Origin of the sequence: Acinetobacter sp. 'aerobic (ED)' (assembly GCF_904886855.1) — a bacterium.
GTDB lineage: Bacteria > Pseudomonadota > Gammaproteobacteria > Pseudomonadales > Moraxellaceae > Acinetobacter > Acinetobacter courvalinii.
In genome coordinates this window covers 1-16,611 of sequence record NZ_CAJHGI010000002.1, presented here as the reverse complement: position 1 = coordinate 16,611, position 16,611 = coordinate 1, and the positions used below count along the sequence as shown (strand labels likewise).

Sequence of the window (16,611 nt, the reverse complement as noted above, 5' to 3'; positions counted from 1 at the left end):
GGAGACCATAAAAACATAAATATCATAAGGAATTGAGCTTTGATTAAAGAATTATTATTTGCTGATACACAGCATTATCACGGTAGCGTTGATGAACGCTTTATTGATCTGGCTCACCAGTTTAGCCGTTTACAGGATGCACGTAGCCAGCAAGGTGGCGCGGCATTGGTGGTGTATTTTCAAGGGCAGAAAGTTGTTGATATTTATACGGGGAAGAAATCTCAACATGAAGACTGGCAAGCCGATACCTTGGCCATGTGCTATTCAACCGGTAAGGGGGTTCTTGCAACGCTGGCGCATATTTTAGTGAGTGAAGGTGTGCTGGATTATGAGCAGCCGATTACACATTATTGGCCTGAATTCGCTCAAAATGGCAAAGCCAATATTACCTTGCGTCATGTGTTATCCCATCAAAGCGGTTTGTTTGATATTCGCAATATGATTGATGCTGCGACAGAAATGCTGGATTGGTCGCATATGCTGGACGTGGTGGCTGCAGCAACACCACGTTTTATGGCAGGGCAAAGCTATGCTTATCAACCCTTGACCTATGGCTGGATTCTGGGTGGTGTCATTGAAAAAGCAGCCAAACAGCCGTTAAGCTGGCTGATGCAACGTTATCTGGTACAACCGCTTGAACTGGATGGCGCTTATTTTGGAACGCCTGCTTCAGAATTAGATCGTGTTGCACGTTTATTGGAAAAACCCAAAACGGCATCTCAAGCTAAACCGCAGAACAAGAAAAACAGTCAATCCCGTAAAGCCTCTTTATCGGAACGCTTATTGGAGCTTTCCGGGCAAAACCCGCAAGATTTTCAGGATGCCATGATTCCTAAAGGGATGCGCCATTTTAGCTTTTATAGTGATGAGGGCTTACAAGCGGTCATTCCTGCGGCAAATGGGGTATTTACCGCAGATAGTCTGGCTAAAGTGTATGCCATGCTGGCCAATCAGGGGCAATGGCAAGGTCAGCAACTGATTCGACCAGAAGTGTTCAAGCAACTCAGTACGGTACAAAGCAAAGCACGTGATCAGGTCATGCCGATTCCAATGCACTGGCGTTTGGGCTATCACCGTATTCTCACCCTGGGCAAACGTGCGCCACACGGCTTTGGACATGTGGGCTTTAATGGCTCGGGAGCTTGGTGTGATGTTGATCGTGAACTGAGTTTTGCTTATACCCACAATTTTAATGTGACTTCAGCAACCGGTGATTATCGTCTGTGGGGCTTGAGCCAGGAAACATTACGTTGTGCCGATGCAATTTTAAATGGGCGCAAAGGCTGGTTTTAATTCGCCTGAATTTGATAGGGTGGAATGTGATAAATCACTGCTTGATATTTTCTTTCCGTCTTGTAGCCCGCAATAGTACCACCTAAAAATTCAGCCAGTTTACGACTAGACTGATTATTCACTGCTACTGGATATAAGAAATATTGAGCGGATAGATGAGCAGAGGCCCAACAGAAAACCTCAAGGATCGCTTCTTTGGCAAAACCTTGATGGTGGCAATCTTCCCGAATCCATATGCCCAGTTCAGGTGTCGATGTCTGCATGCCATGCACACCGATCAGGCCAATAAAGCGCTGGTCTTGTTTATGGCGCAATACAAAGTGTTGGTCGCTATGCTTTGTTGCTTTGACTAACCATTGCTGAGCAATTGTTTCCTGCTCTGCAAAACTGTGTGCAGGTTCCCAACTCATATAGCGCGTTAGCGTTGTTGTAACGCATGGGTAGATATCAGCAAGATCATCCAGTTGAAACATAAATAAATTAAGTCTTTGGCTTTGTAATAAAGGGTGTCTCATTGTTTGCTCATTTTAGTTTTTTAAACAATTCTGCCTGAATCATGGCTTCGGTATGACGTTTAAAGTCGATTTCATTTAAACCATTCAGCCCAAGTTTGTAAATTCCTTCCAAACCACATACAAATGCAATTAACCGCCATGCAATGTCATGGCTATTGCTCTCAAAATGAAACTCTCCCTGTGCCTGACCTTCATTGATCATATTGACAATGGAAAGATGCCAATCTTGCATGGCGATATTGTAGGCCCGTTTAATTTCTTCATCTTGGTCAATCAGCACTTCAGCTTCATTCCAGAGTCTTAAATAAGGCTGAATCTGTTCAATATTTTCGCAACCCAGCAGGAGGGAAAGACGTTGTAAGGCGTTGGCTGTGCTGACCTGATTTTCAATTTCGTCCAGTTGTTGCATCAGTTTGATAAATGCTTCTGCTTTTAAATGCGAGCTGGAGGCAAAATGATGATGAACTTGTCCTGTCGATGTTTGGGCTTCGGTGGCAATACGGCGTACGGTCATCGCAGAAAAACCTTCGTTTAAGGCGACCTGCATGGCTGCCTGTAGAATCATTTCACGACGTTGTTCGCGATTTAAATAAGCCATTCTTTATTCGCACCTCTACCAAGATATAAATCGGGAACACACTACTCCAAATTTAAAAGTTGGACAAGTGTTCAATTTTGGTTATAATGACATCAATTTGAACAATTGTCCAATTTAGAGGCATTTATGTCACGCAAGTGGTTGATTCTTGCAATCGTTGTATTGATTTATCTCCCGGTATCGATTGATGCAACCGTTTTACACGTGGCGACACCAACGTTGAGTGAGTCACTTTCTTTAACAGCAAATGAGTTGCTGTGGATTATTGATATCTATTCTCTGGTCATGGCTGGTCTGATTTTACCCATGGGTGCATTGGGTGACCGAATTGGCTTTAAACGCCTGATGATTATTGGCGGCATTTTATTTGGTCTGGCCTCATTGGCAGCTGCATTTTCTTCGACTGCTTATGCCTTGATTGGTTCGCGGGCTTTACTGGCCGTGGGTGCAGCCATGATTCTGCCTGCCACTTTATCTGCAGTTCGTAATACTTTTCTGGATGAAAAGCAACGTAACTTTGCGCTTGGCATCTGGGCAACGGTCGGCGGGGGTGGTGCTGCCTTTGGTCCGTTACTCGGTGGTTTCTTATTGGAGCATTTTCATTGGGGCGCAGTGTTCCTGATTAATGTGCCGATTATGCTGGCTGTATTGGCTTTAACGGTCTTCGTGATTCCCAAACAGGCAGGGCAACCAAAACAGAACCTTAATCTGTTACAGGCGATTGTGCTGGTGGTTGCAATCCTGAGTATGATCTATGCCGTTAAAACCGTGATGCATGGTTTTAGCATCTGGTCGGTGTTGATATTTGCGGTGGGCTTTAGTTTGCTGGTGGGCTTTATCCGTAAACAGCTCATCTCAACTTCGCCAATGATCGATATTCAATTGTTTAAACATCCGGTGATTGCAACGGGTGTAGTGATGGCAATTGTCTCCATGATGGCGCTGGTCGGTTTTGAATTGCTGATTTCACAGGAACTACAATTTGTTTACCAGCTTTCACCATTGGCTGCGGGTGCATTCATTTTACCGTTTATGGTGGCGATCAGTCTGGGTGGTCCAATTGCCAGTATGCTGGTCAACCGTTTCGGTCTGCGTTCAGTGGCATCGCTGGGGATGTTGATGAGCGCTGTCAGTTTGTGGGGCCTGGCCAATACAGACTTTATGCAGGCGAAGATGCAGGTCTGGAGCTGGATGGTTGTGCTGGGAATCAGCGTAGAAATTGCTTTACTGGCATCCACCTCGGCCATTATGTCGTCAGTGCCGCCAAGCAAAGCCACGGCAGCAGGGGCAATTGAAGGGATGGCCTATGAATTGGGTGCAGGTCTAGGCATTGCCTTTTTTGGACTGATGTTGTCATGGTTCTATGCCAACTCGATTGTGGTACCAGCCGATGTGCCGTCTAGCATTATTGAACAGGTGAGTAGCTCGATTGGTGAGGCAGTTCAAGCTGCCAAGCAATTACAACCCATGATTGCTGAGCATGTGATTGCAGCTGCAAAACAGGCTTTTAGCCAATCGCATCGTTCCGTGTTGAATGTGGCAGCCTTATTATTCTTGATCTTGTCGATCTTTATCTGGTTTGCTTTACCAAAGCGAGTCAAGGTTGTTGAGGAATAATGATTAACTCTGATCTAAAGTAGTTTGGATCAGGGTGTTTTTTTAAGGCGTATTTACCCCAAACTGACGTAAAATTTTACACAACTGAATCATCGGCAAGCCCATCAAGGTAGTTTGATCATCACCCACCATTTTCTCAAATAAGCTAATGCCTAGGCTTTCACATTTAAAACTGCCGGCACAATGCAAGGGTTGGTCAATTTCAATATAGCGCTCAATTTCTGCCAAGGTTAGCTGACGAAATTTGACTTGGTAATGTTCGACCAGTGTCGTTTCAAAGCCAGATTGTACATGTTGAACACTGAGCGCAGTACTGAAAAACACGGTTTGACCCGAGTTGGCCTGTAATTGCTGAATGGCATTTTCAACACTTAGCGGCTTACCAATGAAATCATAAGGTGCATGTTCACGCCAAGCGACCTGATCGGAACCAATCACAATCGCATCTGGATGTTGTGCAGCAATCACAGCTGCTTTCTCAAAAGCGAGACGTTTAGCCAAATCATCGGCATGTAATTCACCTGTTGCAGATTCATCAATATCAGGAGAGATACAGCGATAATCCAGCCTTAAACGATCCATGAGGTCTTTACGGGTCTGGCTGCCGGATGCCAGAATCAGTTCATATTGACGCATTACACTGCATATTCCACAAGAATATTGAGCGGTACATAGTGTAGTACCGCGTTGTGGCATGCATTCAGTTTAATCGGCGGTGCATGCCCAGCCTGATAGGCTTCAACCCAGCGCGTGACACAGATACACCAGAAGTCACCCGGTTTAAGTCCGGGAAAGCCGACTTCAGGTAAGGGGGTGATCAAGTCATTGCCGACCTTTTGCGAAAAATTCAGAAACTCAGAGGTCATTTGCGCGCACATGGTATGTTGGCCTGAATCGGTGACCGCGGTATGACAAAAACCATTACGGAAATATCCGGTTAAGGGATCATAACAACAGCTGGCTAAAGGTTCGCCAAGCACATTTAAACGATTAATTTTAGGATCTGGATGAATAGACATAATAATAATAAAGATCGAGTGACGTTGATTATCATAATCAAAAGTGACGGCTTCGGCAGCTTTTCTGCAAAAAAACTCACCTTTATTTCAGAGAATCATTTAAAATTGTGCCGTTTTTAAAATCAACTAGAGAGCCATCCATGAATTTTCAGCGCATGACTGATCTTGATTTAGCAGGTAAACGTGTCCTTATTCGTGAAGACTTAAACGTTCCTGTAAAAAATGGGGAAATTACCAGTGATGCACGTTTACGTGCGGCATTGCCGACCATTAAAGCTGCTTTAGAGAAAGGCGCGGCAGTGATGGTATTTTCTCATTTGGGTCGTCCTGTAGAAGGTGAGCCAAAACCAGAACAATCACTTGCGCCAGTTGCTGCTTATTTAAGTAAGGCTTTGGGTCAAGACGTTAAATTATTCACAGACTATCTAGATGGTGTGGACGTTGCAGCAGGCCAGGTGGTATTACTTGAAAACGTGCGTTTCAACCACGGTGAAAAGAAAAATAACGAAGAACTGGCAAAAAAATATGCAGCGCTTTGTGATGTATTCGTAATGGATGCATTTGGTACAGCGCACCGTGCAGAAGCATCAACAGAAGGTGCTGCACGTTTTGCACCAATTGCAGCAGCAGGTCCATTACTGGCTGCTGAGTTAGATGCGCTTGGTCGTGCCATGCAAACCCCAGAAAAACCAATGGTGGCGATTGTTGCCGGTTCTAAAGTATCAACCAAGCTTGATGTATTAAATTCATTGTCTACCATCTGCGATCAATTGATTGTTGGCGGCGGTATTGCCAATACCTTCCTGGCAGCAGCAGGTTATAACGTGGGCAAATCACTTTACGAAGCTGATCTGGTTGAAACGGCAAAACAAATTGCTGCAAAAGTCAGTGTGCCATTGCCAACGGATGTTGTGGTTGCAGATGCTAGCCAGATCAACTTTGAGGACTTCCTGGGTTCATTGGCAAGCGCGCAAGCTGTTGTGAAAAATGTTGCAGATGTGACTGACACCGATATGATTCTGGATGTTGGTCCTGAAACGGCTAAAGCATTTGCAGAAATCCTGAAATCTTCAAAAACTATTCTTTGGAATGGCCCAGTGGGCGTATTTGAAGTGGATCAATTCGGTGAAGGGACCAAAGCACTTTCTTTGGCGATTGCTGAATCTGCTGGTTTCTCGATTGCAGGTGGTGGTGACACATTGGCTGCGATTGATAAATATGAAGTTGCTGACCAAATTGGTTATATCTCAACGGGTGGCGGTGCTTTCCTTGAGTTCGTAGAAGGCAAGACTTTACCGGCGGTTGCGGTTCTACTTGAGCGTGCTTAATCAAGACGTAGCGCTTTGATTAAATAAAGAAATAAAAAAGAGTCGATTTAAATCGGCTCTTTTTACTTTTGGATAACATGGCCGTCATTAAAGTGTCATATATCTGAAATATGCTTGTCACAAGTTAATCAAGTTACTGTGGAAAGCCGTGATGAAATTTAAATTGACCCTTGCCGCGCTAATCATTGCTCCAATCATGCTGACTGCATGTGCGAAGAAAGATGAATCGAAGAATGCTGAACAGCAAGATCAGGCAGCTTCTGCTGTATCTACTCAATCGACACAGACCACTCCAGAACAACAAGCTGCAATTGATGCCATTGATAAGCCCAATCTAGATGAACATAATAGCGATGTTGCAGAGCATGGGGCGGCTTCAGAAGTTGCTGCGAGCCAAGCTCACTAAGCCATACAGAAAATAAAAGCCGATGTAGAAACATCGGCTTTTTTGTATTTAGGCGTTGGCCTTGCAATAGAAGGTGAGGGTAGTCTGGTAATCATCATCTTTAGCTAATGAGGCATTTTTACCTGTAATGGTGCCAATCACACCTGCGGCGGCTTCAACCATCTTGCCAGTTTGCTCATCCACCACACCTTTGAGTACGCCTTGATAGGCTGTTTTTTCATCTACAACAACAGGTGCGGTATTGCGGGTACAGGTTTTTTGAGCAGCGCTAATCGCATTATTTTTGGCGATCAGGTTGGTTTTACCAATGCCCGTCACTTCAAACTGATTATTTTCTTTTTGAATGGCCAAGGTATTGGTCGGTGTAGATGCACATGCCGTCAGACCCAATGCCAGGCCGCCAAGTAAACTCATGATGAAGGTTTTTTTCATTGCTTGTTCTCAAGTGATTACGTAATCATATTATTTGAACATATAATTTATGGGTGCTTTGGCAGGTTATGTACAGTTTGTGCAGAGACTCTGTTAATTTTGTCAAATGAATGATGAGCTTAGTAATCATGAGGTTTTCCATTTATTGACAAAAAAGCAATATAACCCATCCTTACAAGCAGGAATTAGGCATAGTGGAATTGATTCAGATTATGCTAATCTAGCGCCATCCTTGTGTTAGTTAGATTCATTTCAATGACGGACTCAAATATAGAGACAATTCATCAAAATATTCATCAACGTCAATCTATTGGGCAACTCATTGAGCCTGCACCGAATACAGAACAACTTGAAAAAGCAGTGCAAGCTGCGCTGACTGCCCCAGATCATCATCGTTTAAAACCGACCCGTTTTGTCATCGTTACTGCTGAGCAACGCGCTGCTTTTGGTGAGCATCTGGCTAAAGCCTTGGCAGACCTCGGAGAAACAGATCCTGCCCAGCTCGATCGGGTCAAGCAGCATCCGTTCCGTGCACCGTTGCTGGTTCTGGCTTTAACGACGCTTCAGGATCATCCCAAAGTACCGCACTTTGAACAGATCCTGAGCACGGGCGCAGCGATTCAGAACTTCTTGTTATCTTTACAGGCCCAAGGGTTTGCCAGCATGTGGCGTTCAGGTGCCGTCGTTGAGTCAAACTGGTTAAAACAGCAGTTGGGTTTAAAAGAGCAAGATTTAATTTCAGGAATTATTTATATTGGCACTGCGGCAAAGGCGATTGCACCACGTGCAGAAATAAACAGTCAGGATTTTGTCAAGGTGTGGCAAGCAAACTAAGCTCGGTTTGTAATGATGAAAGAAAGAAAACAGGTTTCAGGATAAAAAATGACAGAGTTAAAATTTAGCGATTTAGTTGAACCGGTGGCTGTAGATCAAAAAACAGCATTAAGAATTACAGTATTGGGTGGTGGTAGTTTTGGTACAGCCATGGCTAACCTGGCCGTGCGTAATGGCTGCGATACCATGATCTGGATTCGTGATGCTGCCGTCGCAGAAGAAATTAACCAGACTCACGTCAATAAACGCTATTTACCTGATTTTACTTTGGAAGCCGGATTGCGTGCAGTCGCTGATCTGGAGCTTGCAGTACGTGACCGTGACATTATTCTGGTGGCGATTCCGAGCCATTCATTTCGTGATGTGTTAAAGCAGATTGCACCGTTTATTACTTCTCAGGCTGTAGTTTCATTGACCAAAGGGATTGAGGCCAAAACCTTCAGTTTCATGAGCGATATTATTCGCACAGAATTGCCGGAAGTACCCTACGGTGTGTTATCGGGTCCCAACCTTGCCAAAGAAATCATGGCAGGTATGCCATCAGGTACGGTGATTGCCAGTGATTCTGAACTGGTTCGCTATGCCGTTCAGCATGCCTTACACAGTGCTTTATTCCGTGTGTTTGGTAGCGATGATGTGCATGGTGTGGAATTGGGCGGTGCATTGAAAAATATCTATGCCGTGGCGATGGGGATGGGGGATGCCTACAAGATTGGTGAAAATACCAAGAGTATGATCCTGACCCGTGCCTTGGCTGAGATGAGTCGTTTTGCGGTCAAGCAGGGTGCCAATCCTTTAACATTCTTGGGATTGTCGGGTGTCGGTGATTTATTCGCAACCTGTAATAGTCCATTAAGCCGTAATTATCAGATTGGCTTTGCGCTGGGTTCAGGTAAAACACTGGATCAGGCAAGCAAAGAATTGGGGCAGACCGCTGAAGGGATTAATACCATTGTTCAGGTGCGTACCAAAGCACAAGAACTGGATGTATATATGCCGATTACCAATGCGCTATATGAAGTGATTTTTGAAGGCGCACCACCCATGAATATTGCATTGTCGTTAATGAAAAATGGTCATCGTAGTGATGTAGAGTTTGTTTTACCTCATCATGAAGTCTAAGCAAAATCATGAGATGTATCAAAAAACTGTCATCTATTCGCGTTATGATACCGCTATAAAAAATAAGGTCGTTTTATGCAGTTAACTTTAGTTCGTCACGGTGAAGCGTCTCCAGCCATTAATGGAAACGATATGCAACGCCCCTTAACCCAGCGTGGTCATCAGCAGGCTGAGCAAACCGGGCAGTTTTTAAAAGATGTAATTCAGCCAGACATCTTTGTGGTGAGCCCTTTGTTGCGTGCCCAGGAAACTTTGGCCCATATCAAGGCACATTTTCACGGTATTCCCGTATTGATTTGCGATAAAATCAAACCGGATGATGATGCCAAAGATGCGATTGAATGGTTGTCAAAATTACCGTATGAGTCAATTGCAGTGGTCTGTCATATGAATGTGGTGGCACATATTGCTGAACAGTTGACCCATGAGAACTTTAATCCATTTGCATTGGCAGAAGCCCGTATTTATGATCAAGCTGTGATCGCGAATGGACTATCGACACAAAACAACCGTTTTACGCCAACATTATAATTTTTATATATCCGCGTTAGGATAAGGGTACTGAACACCGATGCTGTATTTATGGATGCCTTTGTGTCTATAAATACAGCATGTTAGTCGTTTTATTTGTTAAAAATATAATAAAAACAATAAATTATATTTTTTTTGAGGTTTGTTTATTAAGTTCTAGTCACCTATATTTACATCAAAAACACCACTATTTTTACTATTTTTTCAGCATTATTGTTAGAATTGAAAATTATCTACACCAAATCTGCACCAAGAATGAAGCTACCTAAACCCATTAAACGTGGTGAAACTTATCGCATCACTGTGACATATGAGAAGAAGCGCTACTCATGCACACGAGACACAATTAAGGAGTGTGAACAATGGGCTGCCATGAAACTTTTAGAGCTTAAAACTGGGAAAGCTTTAGAAGAGCAAGGCGTTAAACCAAATTTACCATTCAGAAGTCTTTGTGAGCGATATTACTTAGAAAAAGGTTTAAAGCTGAAATCTAAAGATGGTATACGAAACAAATTCGACAATATTGATAAGATACTTGGGGAGCTTGCAGATAAATCTATTTTTGATATTAAGCCAAACGATATTGTCAAATGGAGAAACAAACGAGTTAAAGAAGTGCAAAGTAGTACAGCACTATACGAATTTTCTATATTTTCTTCTGTTTTTACATACGCTCAAAAAGAATTATTTTTAATTGAAAGTAATGTATGGCAATCAGTTGTAAAGCCTGAAAAGGGGAAAAGCAGAAATCAGCGCATTACAGACGAAGATTTAACTAAAATACTTAAACAAGCTAAGTGGGACAACACAACTATACCTTTTTATGTGAAGCACTATGTGTGTTGGGCATTTTCATTTGCCCTAGAAACTGCGATGAGGCAGGGTGAAATTCTAGCTATGAAAAGAGAAGACATAAAAGAGGGATTTATACATTTGCCCATTACTAAAAATGGTGATTCTAGGAATGTACCTTTATCAGCTGAAGCAAAAAGGCTTTTAACCCTCATACCCACTGAAAACGATCTTTTACTCCCAGTAAATATCAAAACATTTAAAAGAACCTGGATAAAAATAAGAGATGCAGCAGGATTAGATCAGATCAACTTCCATGATACACGCCATGAAGCTATTACAAGAATGGTTAGAAATCGGAAGTTACCAGTAGAAGTTTTGGCTAAAATCACTGGGCACAAGACAATTGGCGTCTTAATTAATACTTACTATAATCCAAATGCACAGGATTTGGTTGCGATGTTTAATGGTGAAGAGAGCTAATTAGCTCTCTTTCTACCACGTTTAGGACTTTCCTTTTGTGTTAGCATCTGGTGAGCTAGTTCTGGGTTGTACATGTGCTTACCACCAGTGCCTTGATTAATAGTGATCAATTTGTCTCTGATAGTTGGCACGCTCCAATTATAAATTTTAGCTAACTCAGCTGCACTTACCAGCACTTGCTTTTCCTGCTCAAGTTTGGTGACAATAGCACCACCAAGATTCTGTCCGAGTAGAATATGTGGAGGAGAATCAGCCTCTACAGTGATAGTGTATTTAAATGCGCCCATCTTCACCCTCCGCATCCGCTTTCAAATCAATTCTTAGTTCTCTACCATCGTCACTATAGAAGCTATGTCGTTGGTCTTTCTTTTGATCATCATGCCAAGTGATTTCATCAAGGCCATTGTGAATATCTAATGCTTCACAATTAGCTTTGAAAGCTATAATCCCATCAGCAAGCTCTGCCATACAGTCATGTAATCTGTCAGATGGAACCTTTAACAAGTCAGTCAAGGTTCGAATTTCATATGATTTAATCATTTTCCGCCCCTTGCTGCTTCTACATCTGCCTTATATTCATCAAAATCACAATTTGTAGGATCAGTATTTGTTAAAAGCTCTTGAATCTGGCAAGCCACATACCACCATTCTTTAATACGTGGATTGTTCGACTCAAAAGGAAACAGGCAATCAGGATCACGTTGAAAGCGATTTGTCGAAGTTGCAAGGAGGTCCATTAACTCAATCGTCTGATCAATGATTTCATTATCAGAGCGAACCGGTACCACCACGCAGCCTTCAAGCTTTTTATTAAAATCTCGCTGAGCATACAATTCACCCAATTTCATGGATAGCTGAATAAGCATCTCAACATCTTCTTCATCAAATTGTTCTGAGAACCTAGCTTTGATTGCATCAATTTTGCAATCTAGGTTATGTGCTTCAATTTCGATTTCTAATTTATTTTCCATCACCAAACTCCCACCACAGCAATTAATAAAAGCCCAACCGCCAAATCCAACAAAATTGATAAACCTAAAGTGAGTTCTTTCATGGGGTAACCTTCGCTTTAATACGCTCTTGATATAGTTTTGAGTAGTACTCTTGAGCGTGTGGAATTTTGTCTTTTATCTTTTGAATCATTGACTCATCACGTTCATAACGAACAGTTGTCAGGCGCTCACGCAAATCAATCTGCTCAACAAGATCAATCAATTGTTCTCGATCATCCCAATCATTTGTAAGCTCAACTGGGCAAGGGAATAGCCAGAAATCGACCTCAGCTGCTTGGCAATCGTAAAGCCACATATAGCCCTGCATCTGCCAGTCATAGCCAGCCTTTTTCGCCTTCTCTTGTGCCTCATCATGAAAGAATGGGTGAGTGCCGATATCCCAAGTGCATTTCGTGTCGATGATCAAACTGTTGTTTAGATCCAGCACATCACATTCACCGGTGATCAAATCATTGTTGACTCGGCCACTGTGTTTCTGAAGTTGACGAAAGCGAACCTTTCCAGATAAATCAATCGCAATATCTTCAAGTGCATTGCCTTTGGCTGTGTACTGGTTTCCCTTGAATGACTTGAACGTGGTCAAGTCCTCCTTAACTGTTGTTCTGATCTCAGTCTTAGCTGTATCACTAAGAACTGAGCCTTTAGTTTTAGAGTCGCCTACAAGTTTATGTAGGCTTGAGCATCTAAATAACTTCATTTGATGCGCTCCTGAATTGCTATATAAGCAAGCTCAGCCATTTCTTTTGTTGCCGAAGATGCAGCCAATCTTTTATTTGAATCAACATGTAGCCCACAAATAAAGCGTCCATTTTTAGCTTGTCGTACGCTTGAAAAACCGTTGTACCTAATAGTAGCGATATATTCCTTAAACCTTTCTAAATCACTACTGGTATCAACAGAATAAAACTCATCAAAGTATTTGCGTGTCATTACTGATCCTCCACCGCTATACGCTGAGCTTCAGTAAGCGCATAACCTTCTAAAACGTAGTCCTTAGAGATTGCATCCGCTTTGAGCTGCTCAATTAGAGAAGGGAAGTCCTGTTCTGATACAGTAGGCTTTTGCACTTCAACTTCACCAACATCTTTAGATAGTGCATTTTTAAACCAATCCTTTGGCGTACTCATGCCATCACGTAGACTTGTGAAAATCTTTCGCAAAGCCACAATGTTGGCAGCGGTGATTGCTTCAAGACGACGCTGAATATAATCCTCAATGTCCTTCTTGCTTACACTGAACTGCTCAAATGCTTGGACAAGTTTCTGTACTGCTTCTGGTGAAGTATCAGCACTTGCATGAATTGTTCTTTCACATTGAGCAACTGCATCATCAATAACATCACCTGGAATAACACCCAATATACATGCCCGAAGTCGACGCGCACCGTTGTTTGCCACCAACTCGTAAATATCACGAGGATCAGAAAGCTTTTTAGATCCATTGCGGGTGTAACGCATATGTGGCACTTGGAACACTTTGGTTTGACGTGTATTTGTCTCCACATCCCAAGCAAATGCCTCAACGGTAGATTCACCGTTTTCAGAAGATAGCTCCCGGATACCGTACTGAATATTCCCCCAATTCTGAGCAAGCATTTCAGCCAAACGGATTGATGGTCCGGTTACTGAGCTTCCACCACGGGCATAAGAATAAACAGCAGATTGAGCCAAGCCTGAACGCTGGCATGCATTCATAATCTTGTCATAAGCTTCAATTGGGTTGCGTGGAAACTGTTTTGCAATAACCAAAGCAGCCTGAACCTCTGCAATTGCACGTTGACTATCTGCTTGAACAGTCGACATAGCTTGGGTAGTAGGAGCTGATACCGCAAAAGGATTCTGTCCTACATGTTGTACTGGCGCATTCATAACCTTCTCCTAAGCCTGTTCAGCTAATTTCTTGAAGTGCTGGCAAACATTCCGTACAATCTTGAACAACCACTTTTCTTCTTTTTGAGTAGTGTGTCTTGAGGTTGTATGGAATAACTGAATAATGTGTTCATGGCATTCACGTTCGTACCAGTTGTATAGAAAATATTCCTCAATTGAATCGTTGCCGCAGCTACCACGGTAGGCTGTCCAAGCACAATCCCAACAACGAATAGTGATTTGAAAAGCCTGTTCACCATACCAAGCAACAAAAACATCAATAGGATCGACACCATTTGCAGCAGGAATATGATGCGAATGAACCTTTTTAACTTCCATCGTCATCTCCTAAGCCGCTAAAACTTTGACTAAAGCTTTTGTGTAAGATTCACTGCAAGACCAAACACGTTGATTAACTCCGCATTTGCAATGCCATGTGTAGCCGCCTTTAGATAGAAAACGACTGTTAGTAGTTGATCCGCAAGCCTTGCAAACATAAGACTCAGACTTGATTAGGCTTTCTAAGTTGACTTGAGCGTTCATTGGTTTTTCTCCAAAAGCTCTTGGTATCTTTCCTCAGTTACTTGAACTGATTTCTTAGCATTCTCTACAGCCCATTCAGCTCTCAATAACTCCAGCTTCTTGAAATCAAAGTCAATCAATTCGCCTTCTTCGTCAGGCTCTGTCATTACCAGCGAACCTGTATTGATGACTCGACAAACAAGCATCCCAAAGCCATTAATGCCAGTAATAAAGCATGCTGAAGGCTCTTGAAACTTATTGCCTCTGCGAATACAAATTTTTCCAATGTAGTTTTTATCCATCCCTTAATCCCCCCTCAGCGCTGCAACAACTTGCTTGATTTCTTCTTCGGTGCGCCATGCTCCGAATTGAGTGTATTTAGGCTCTGCTGAATTAAAGAACAAAGGGCCATATCCACATTCTCTATGAACATCTAGAACCCAGACTCGATCGTCATCCTTCGGCTCAAAAGGAGCTGGAATCTCTAGCTCAAGCTTTATGGTGCGGGGTTTGAGGCGGAATAAATTGTCGCCATCTTCAAAAATACTTAAAGTATCTTTGGCTGTAATATCGCGCCAAGAGTAAACATTTGGTGTTGGTTTTAACTGCACAATATCACCCTTAGCCCAAGCCAGTTTTGCATCAGCCCCACTAATCAGGCCTTGTTCTTGGATTGGCTCGCGGAACCATAAGATTTCTGCACCTGCATCACCTTTCTTGATTTCCTCAACAGAAAATGAACATGGATTCCATATGCCGTCTTTATAAAAACTCTGACCTGATTGAAAGTTATGATCGCCATTAAGAGGCCAATAAACATATAGTTCAGCACCTTTTGGCACTTCAATCATCCAATGTGTTGCATCAGAGGGATTGATAAGGCATAACTTGTAGTTGTCGTTTGGATCTAAATACTCACGCACTTTAGACTTTCTTTGTACAACAAGGTCTCTAAGCTGAGGGAGGGTGAGTTCTTTGTTTTCATCTGAATTGAAAAAATCTAATTTTTCTGGTCCTCCAGATAAAATAGAACCATCTTCCTCTGCATATAAAAAACCAATAGGTTCCTCATTAAAGATCTTTTTACCTAGGTTTTTATATTCCCACTTATACCCAAGTTGGAATAACAACTCCTGAGCCTCTTTACTCTCAGCCTCATCATTCACTTTGATTTTGTAGTTATTCATCTCAAGCTCCCACTAATCCGAAGTAATGTAGAATTGCCATCAAAGCAGCGACAAACAGTAAAAACCAAACAACCATAAATGCGCTAAACGCTTGCCATGGAGTCATTGTGGTTCTCCCGGGCGTTGCTCTAGGGAGTCTTTCCAGTGCAAATTAGGAAGACTTAAGTGGAATTGCCTGAAGGACTTAACATTAATAGTGTCGTAATACCCGCCATGATTTGACATTGGTACTGGTTTATTTTCATACCCCCATACACAACCAAGTGAATCCTTGGCCAGCCAAAGCACATTATTTGGAACATTTGACCAATCATATTTAGTAGTCATTCTTCTTCTCCGAAGCCCTTAAGCGGGCTTTCTCAATTCTTGTTCGATTACTTGGACGATTTCTTGAACATCCCGGCTGTCTAAGTAGTAGTTTTCTACCAAGCCATCTTCGTCATAGATACGAGGTTCTTTAATCTCTTTAACTTCAACTTCGTTCCAGCTTCCGCCTACGCTATTGCTGTGAGTAGAGAAGTCAGCCACATACTCAAACTCAACAACGTATTGTTCATTTAGAGTCTCTACAGCGGCTTTATTTGACTTAACGTTGATTGATTCAAGTTTGAATGGAGCAGTGATACTAACCGGTTCAGCTTCTGGCGCTGGGCCGAATGCATAAGCAGCAATTGCCGCGCTTACAACGCTCGCACCTACAGCCAGTTTGACTACGTTCGTTTTTATGTTCATATCAAGCCTCTACTTCAACGAATTCGCCATTCTCATCAAGCTGATACCAGGTATTAGCTTTAATACCGTTCTCACCAACTTTTGAAGCACGGATGTGGATAATTTCATCTTGCATGTTTCGATATGTCAGAACGATTGCACCCGTATCACAAGCCATAGCTTTGTTATTCCAGCCTAATCCACATGCAACTGAGTGTTCACCAGTAGCTGACGCTGCACCTTGATAACCAGTAGCTGACGCTGCACCACGATTACCAGTAGCTGACGCTGCACCATATTCACCAGTAGCTGACGCTGCACCTTGATAACCAGTAGCTGA

24 protein-coding genes and 1 pseudogene are annotated in these 16,611 nt (G+C 42.7%); 8 read left to right on the top strand and 17 right to left on the bottom strand.

What is annotated here, in order from left to right; all coding sequences use genetic code 11:
• Positions 1-39: 39 nt before the first annotated feature.
• Positions 40-1,293 carry a serine hydrolase domain-containing protein gene (locus tag JO943_RS03590; protein WP_202740018.1) on the top strand — a complete coding sequence of 418 codons (1,254 nt, stop codon included), beginning with the start codon at positions 40-42 and terminating at the stop codon, positions 1,291-1,293.
• On the opposite strand, the gene JO943_RS03585 is transcribed toward JO943_RS03590, so the two are convergent.
• Together JO943_RS03585 and JO943_RS03580 are read right to left on the bottom strand one after the other, a co-directional pair.
• Complete coding sequence (locus tag JO943_RS03585; RefSeq protein ID WP_202740017.1) at positions 1,290-1,808, bottom strand: GNAT family N-acetyltransferase; 519 nt, start codon at positions 1,806-1,808, stop codon at positions 1,290-1,292. The genes JO943_RS03590 and JO943_RS03585 overlap by 4 nt on opposite strands.
• A gap of 7 nt (positions 1,809-1,815) precedes the next feature.
• A complete protein-coding gene (locus JO943_RS03580) occupies positions 1,816-2,406 on the bottom strand; it encodes a TetR family transcriptional regulator (RefSeq protein WP_005229797.1) in 591 nt (196 codons plus the stop codon).
• 126 nt (positions 2,407-2,532) lie between these two features.
• Between JO943_RS03580 and JO943_RS03575 the strand changes: the two genes are divergently transcribed.
• A complete protein-coding gene (locus tag JO943_RS03575) occupies positions 2,533-4,023 on the top strand; it encodes an MFS transporter (protein ID WP_202740016.1) in 1,491 nt (496 codons plus the stop codon).
• A gap of 42 nt (positions 4,024-4,065) precedes the next feature.
• Here JO943_RS03575 and JO943_RS03570 read toward each other — a convergent pair whose 3' ends face one another.
• A complete protein-coding gene (locus tag JO943_RS03570) occupies positions 4,066-4,659 on the bottom strand; it encodes a Maf family protein (RefSeq protein WP_202740015.1) in 594 nt (197 codons plus the stop codon).
• A complete protein-coding gene (locus tag JO943_RS03565; RefSeq protein WP_005229802.1) occupies positions 4,659-5,042 on the bottom strand; it encodes a DUF2237 family protein in 384 nt (127 codons plus the stop codon). The genes JO943_RS03570 and JO943_RS03565 overlap by 1 nt, the downstream gene beginning before the upstream one ends.
• Positions 5,043-5,182: 140 nt before the next feature.
• Here JO943_RS03565 and JO943_RS03560 point away from each other — a divergent pair, with 140 nt between their 5' ends.
• Together JO943_RS03560 and JO943_RS03555 are read left to right on the top strand one after the other, a co-directional pair.
• The gene (locus tag JO943_RS03560; protein WP_005229804.1) at positions 5,183-6,370 is read left to right on the top strand and encodes a phosphoglycerate kinase; all 1,188 of its coding nucleotides are present in this window, start codon (positions 5,183-5,185) and stop codon (positions 6,368-6,370) included.
• Positions 6,371-6,521: 151 nt separating this feature from the next.
• Positions 6,522-6,776 (top strand): hypothetical protein, encoded by a 255-nt coding sequence (locus JO943_RS03555; RefSeq protein ID WP_005285044.1) that lies wholly within the window; start codon positions 6,522-6,524, stop codon positions 6,774-6,776.
• 48 nt (positions 6,777-6,824) lie between these two features.
• Here JO943_RS03555 and JO943_RS03550 read toward each other — a convergent pair whose 3' ends face one another.
• Positions 6,825-7,208 carry a hypothetical protein gene (locus JO943_RS03550; protein ID WP_202740014.1) on the bottom strand — a complete coding sequence of 128 codons (384 nt, stop codon included), beginning with the start codon at positions 7,206-7,208 and terminating at the stop codon, positions 6,825-6,827.
• A gap of 255 nt (positions 7,209-7,463) precedes the next feature.
• Between JO943_RS03550 and JO943_RS03545 the strand changes: the two genes are divergently transcribed.
• The 4 genes from JO943_RS03545 (at position 7,464) to JO943_RS03530 (ending at position 10,970) form a co-directional block, all read left to right on the top strand.
• Positions 7,464-8,042 carry a nitroreductase gene (locus JO943_RS03545; RefSeq protein WP_199950343.1) on the top strand — a complete coding sequence of 193 codons (579 nt, stop codon included), beginning with the start codon at positions 7,464-7,466 and terminating at the stop codon, positions 8,040-8,042.
• 48 nt (positions 8,043-8,090) lie between these two features.
• Positions 8,091-9,164 (top strand): NAD(P)H-dependent glycerol-3-phosphate dehydrogenase, encoded by a 1,074-nt coding sequence (locus tag JO943_RS03540; RefSeq protein WP_005229812.1) that lies wholly within the window; start codon positions 8,091-8,093, stop codon positions 9,162-9,164.
• Positions 9,165-9,239: 75 nt separating this feature from the next.
• Positions 9,240-9,695, top strand: coding sequence for a phosphohistidine phosphatase SixA (sixA, locus tag JO943_RS03535; RefSeq protein ID WP_005229814.1), 456 nt, complete (start codon positions 9,240-9,242; stop codon positions 9,693-9,695).
• A gap of 255 nt (positions 9,696-9,950) precedes the next feature.
• The gene (locus JO943_RS03530; RefSeq protein WP_202740013.1) at positions 9,951-10,970 is read left to right on the top strand and encodes a tyrosine-type recombinase/integrase; all 1,020 of its coding nucleotides are present in this window, start codon (positions 9,951-9,953) and stop codon (positions 10,968-10,970) included.
• Here the strand turns inward: JO943_RS03530 and JO943_RS03525 are convergent.
• The 12 genes and pseudogenes from JO943_RS03525 to JO943_RS03470 form a co-directional block, all read right to left on the bottom strand.
• Positions 10,967-11,257 (bottom strand): DNA-binding protein, encoded by a 291-nt coding sequence (locus tag JO943_RS03525; protein ID WP_202740012.1) that lies wholly within the window; start codon positions 11,255-11,257, stop codon positions 10,967-10,969. The two genes, JO943_RS03530 and JO943_RS03525, sit on opposite strands and share 4 nt — an antisense overlap.
• On the bottom strand, positions 11,244-11,510 hold the full coding sequence (locus tag JO943_RS03520; protein ID WP_202740011.1) for a hypothetical protein: 267 nt from the start codon (positions 11,508-11,510) through the stop codon (positions 11,244-11,246). The genes JO943_RS03525 and JO943_RS03520 overlap by 14 nt, the downstream gene beginning before the upstream one ends.
• The gene (locus JO943_RS03515; protein WP_202740010.1) at positions 11,507-11,941 is read right to left on the bottom strand and encodes a hypothetical protein; all 435 of its coding nucleotides are present in this window, start codon (positions 11,939-11,941) and stop codon (positions 11,507-11,509) included. Before JO943_RS03515 ends, JO943_RS03520 begins: the two co-directional genes overlap by 4 nt.
• A 79-nt stretch (positions 11,942-12,020) precedes the next feature.
• Positions 12,021-12,680: a hypothetical protein gene (locus JO943_RS03510; RefSeq protein ID WP_202740009.1), complete on the bottom strand. Its 660-nt coding sequence runs from the start codon at positions 12,678-12,680 to the stop codon at positions 12,021-12,023.
• Positions 12,677-12,913 (bottom strand): hypothetical protein, encoded by a 237-nt coding sequence (locus JO943_RS03505; protein WP_202740008.1) that lies wholly within the window; start codon positions 12,911-12,913, stop codon positions 12,677-12,679. The genes JO943_RS03510 and JO943_RS03505 overlap by 4 nt, the downstream gene beginning before the upstream one ends.
• On the bottom strand, positions 12,913-13,851 hold the full coding sequence (locus JO943_RS03500; RefSeq protein ID WP_202740007.1) for a hypothetical protein: 939 nt from the start codon (positions 13,849-13,851) through the stop codon (positions 12,913-12,915). The genes JO943_RS03505 and JO943_RS03500 overlap by 1 nt, the downstream gene beginning before the upstream one ends.
• A gap of 9 nt (positions 13,852-13,860) precedes the next feature.
• On the bottom strand, positions 13,861-14,190 hold the full coding sequence (locus JO943_RS03495; RefSeq protein WP_202740006.1) for a hypothetical protein: 330 nt from the start codon (positions 14,188-14,190) through the stop codon (positions 13,861-13,863).
• A gap of 200 nt (positions 14,191-14,390) precedes the next feature.
• Positions 14,391-14,675, bottom strand: coding sequence for a hypothetical protein (locus JO943_RS03490; protein ID WP_202740005.1), 285 nt, complete (start codon positions 14,673-14,675; stop codon positions 14,391-14,393).
• Positions 14,676-14,678: 3 nt separating this feature from the next.
• Positions 14,679-15,560: a hypothetical protein gene (locus JO943_RS03485; protein WP_202740004.1), complete on the bottom strand. Its 882-nt coding sequence runs from the start codon at positions 15,558-15,560 to the stop codon at positions 14,679-14,681.
• Positions 15,561-15,662: 102 nt separating this feature from the next.
• Complete coding sequence (locus JO943_RS03480; RefSeq protein ID WP_202740003.1) at positions 15,663-15,887, bottom strand: hypothetical protein; 225 nt, start codon at positions 15,885-15,887, stop codon at positions 15,663-15,665.
• 18 nt (positions 15,888-15,905) lie between these two features.
• Positions 15,906-16,292: a hypothetical protein gene (locus JO943_RS03475; RefSeq protein ID WP_202740002.1), complete on the bottom strand. Its 387-nt coding sequence runs from the start codon at positions 16,290-16,292 to the stop codon at positions 15,906-15,908.
• A gap of 1 nt (position 16,293) precedes the next feature.
• A pseudogene (locus JO943_RS03470) lies at positions 16,294-16,611 on the bottom strand (hypothetical protein); the annotation flags it as partial.

Excerpts from the sequence above, each read along its gene's own strand:
- JO943_RS03585 (WP_202740017.1), bottom strand. The coding sequence starts at position 1,808 with ATGAGACACCCTTTATTACAAAGCCAAAGACTTAATTTATTTATGTTT.
- JO943_RS03580 (WP_005229797.1), bottom strand. The coding sequence starts at position 2,406 with ATGGCTTATTTAAATCGCGAACAACGTCGTGAAATGATTCTACAGGCA.
- JO943_RS03575 (WP_202740016.1), top strand. The coding sequence starts at position 2,533 with ATGTCACGCAAGTGGTTGATTCTTGCAATCGTTGTATTGATTTATCTC.
- JO943_RS03570 (WP_202740015.1), bottom strand. The coding sequence starts at position 4,659 with ATGCGTCAATATGAACTGATTCTGGCATCCGGCAGCCAGACCCGTAAA.
- JO943_RS03565 (WP_005229802.1), bottom strand. The coding sequence starts at position 5,042 with ATGTCTATTCATCCAGATCCTAAAATTAATCGTTTAAATGTGCTTGGC.
- JO943_RS03560 (WP_005229804.1), top strand. The coding sequence starts at position 5,183 with ATGAATTTTCAGCGCATGACTGATCTTGATTTAGCAGGTAAACGTGTC.
- JO943_RS03555 (WP_005285044.1), top strand. The coding sequence starts at position 6,522 with ATGAAATTTAAATTGACCCTTGCCGCGCTAATCATTGCTCCAATCATG.
- JO943_RS03550 (WP_202740014.1), bottom strand. The coding sequence starts at position 7,208 with ATGAAAAAAACCTTCATCATGAGTTTACTTGGCGGCCTGGCATTGGGT.
- JO943_RS03545 (WP_199950343.1), top strand. The coding sequence starts at position 7,464 with ATGACGGACTCAAATATAGAGACAATTCATCAAAATATTCATCAACGT.
- JO943_RS03540 (WP_005229812.1), top strand. The coding sequence starts at position 8,091 with ATGACAGAGTTAAAATTTAGCGATTTAGTTGAACCGGTGGCTGTAGAT.
- sixA (WP_005229814.1), top strand. The coding sequence starts at position 9,240 with ATGCAGTTAACTTTAGTTCGTCACGGTGAAGCGTCTCCAGCCATTAAT.
- JO943_RS03530 (WP_202740013.1), top strand. The coding sequence starts at position 9,951 with ATGAAGCTACCTAAACCCATTAAACGTGGTGAAACTTATCGCATCACT.
- JO943_RS03525 (WP_202740012.1), bottom strand. The coding sequence starts at position 11,257 with ATGGGCGCATTTAAATACACTATCACTGTAGAGGCTGATTCTCCTCCA.
- JO943_RS03520 (WP_202740011.1), bottom strand. The coding sequence starts at position 11,510 with ATGATTAAATCATATGAAATTCGAACCTTGACTGACTTGTTAAAGGTT.
- JO943_RS03515 (WP_202740010.1), bottom strand. The coding sequence starts at position 11,941 with ATGGAAAATAAATTAGAAATCGAAATTGAAGCACATAACCTAGATTGC.
- JO943_RS03510 (WP_202740009.1), bottom strand. The coding sequence starts at position 12,680 with ATGAAGTTATTTAGATGCTCAAGCCTACATAAACTTGTAGGCGACTCT.
- JO943_RS03505 (WP_202740008.1), bottom strand. The coding sequence starts at position 12,913 with ATGACACGCAAATACTTTGATGAGTTTTATTCTGTTGATACCAGTAGT.
- JO943_RS03500 (WP_202740007.1), bottom strand. The coding sequence starts at position 13,851 with ATGAATGCGCCAGTACAACATGTAGGACAGAATCCTTTTGCGGTATCA.
- JO943_RS03495 (WP_202740006.1), bottom strand. The coding sequence starts at position 14,190 with ATGGAAGTTAAAAAGGTTCATTCGCATCATATTCCTGCTGCAAATGGT.
- JO943_RS03490 (WP_202740005.1), bottom strand. The coding sequence starts at position 14,675 with ATGGATAAAAACTACATTGGAAAAATTTGTATTCGCAGAGGCAATAAG.
- JO943_RS03485 (WP_202740004.1), bottom strand. The coding sequence starts at position 15,560 with ATGAATAACTACAAAATCAAAGTGAATGATGAGGCTGAGAGTAAAGAG.
- JO943_RS03480 (WP_202740003.1), bottom strand. The coding sequence starts at position 15,887 with ATGACTACTAAATATGATTGGTCAAATGTTCCAAATAATGTGCTTTGG.
- JO943_RS03475 (WP_202740002.1), bottom strand. The coding sequence starts at position 16,292 with ATGAACATAAAAACGAACGTAGTCAAACTGGCTGTAGGTGCGAGCGTT.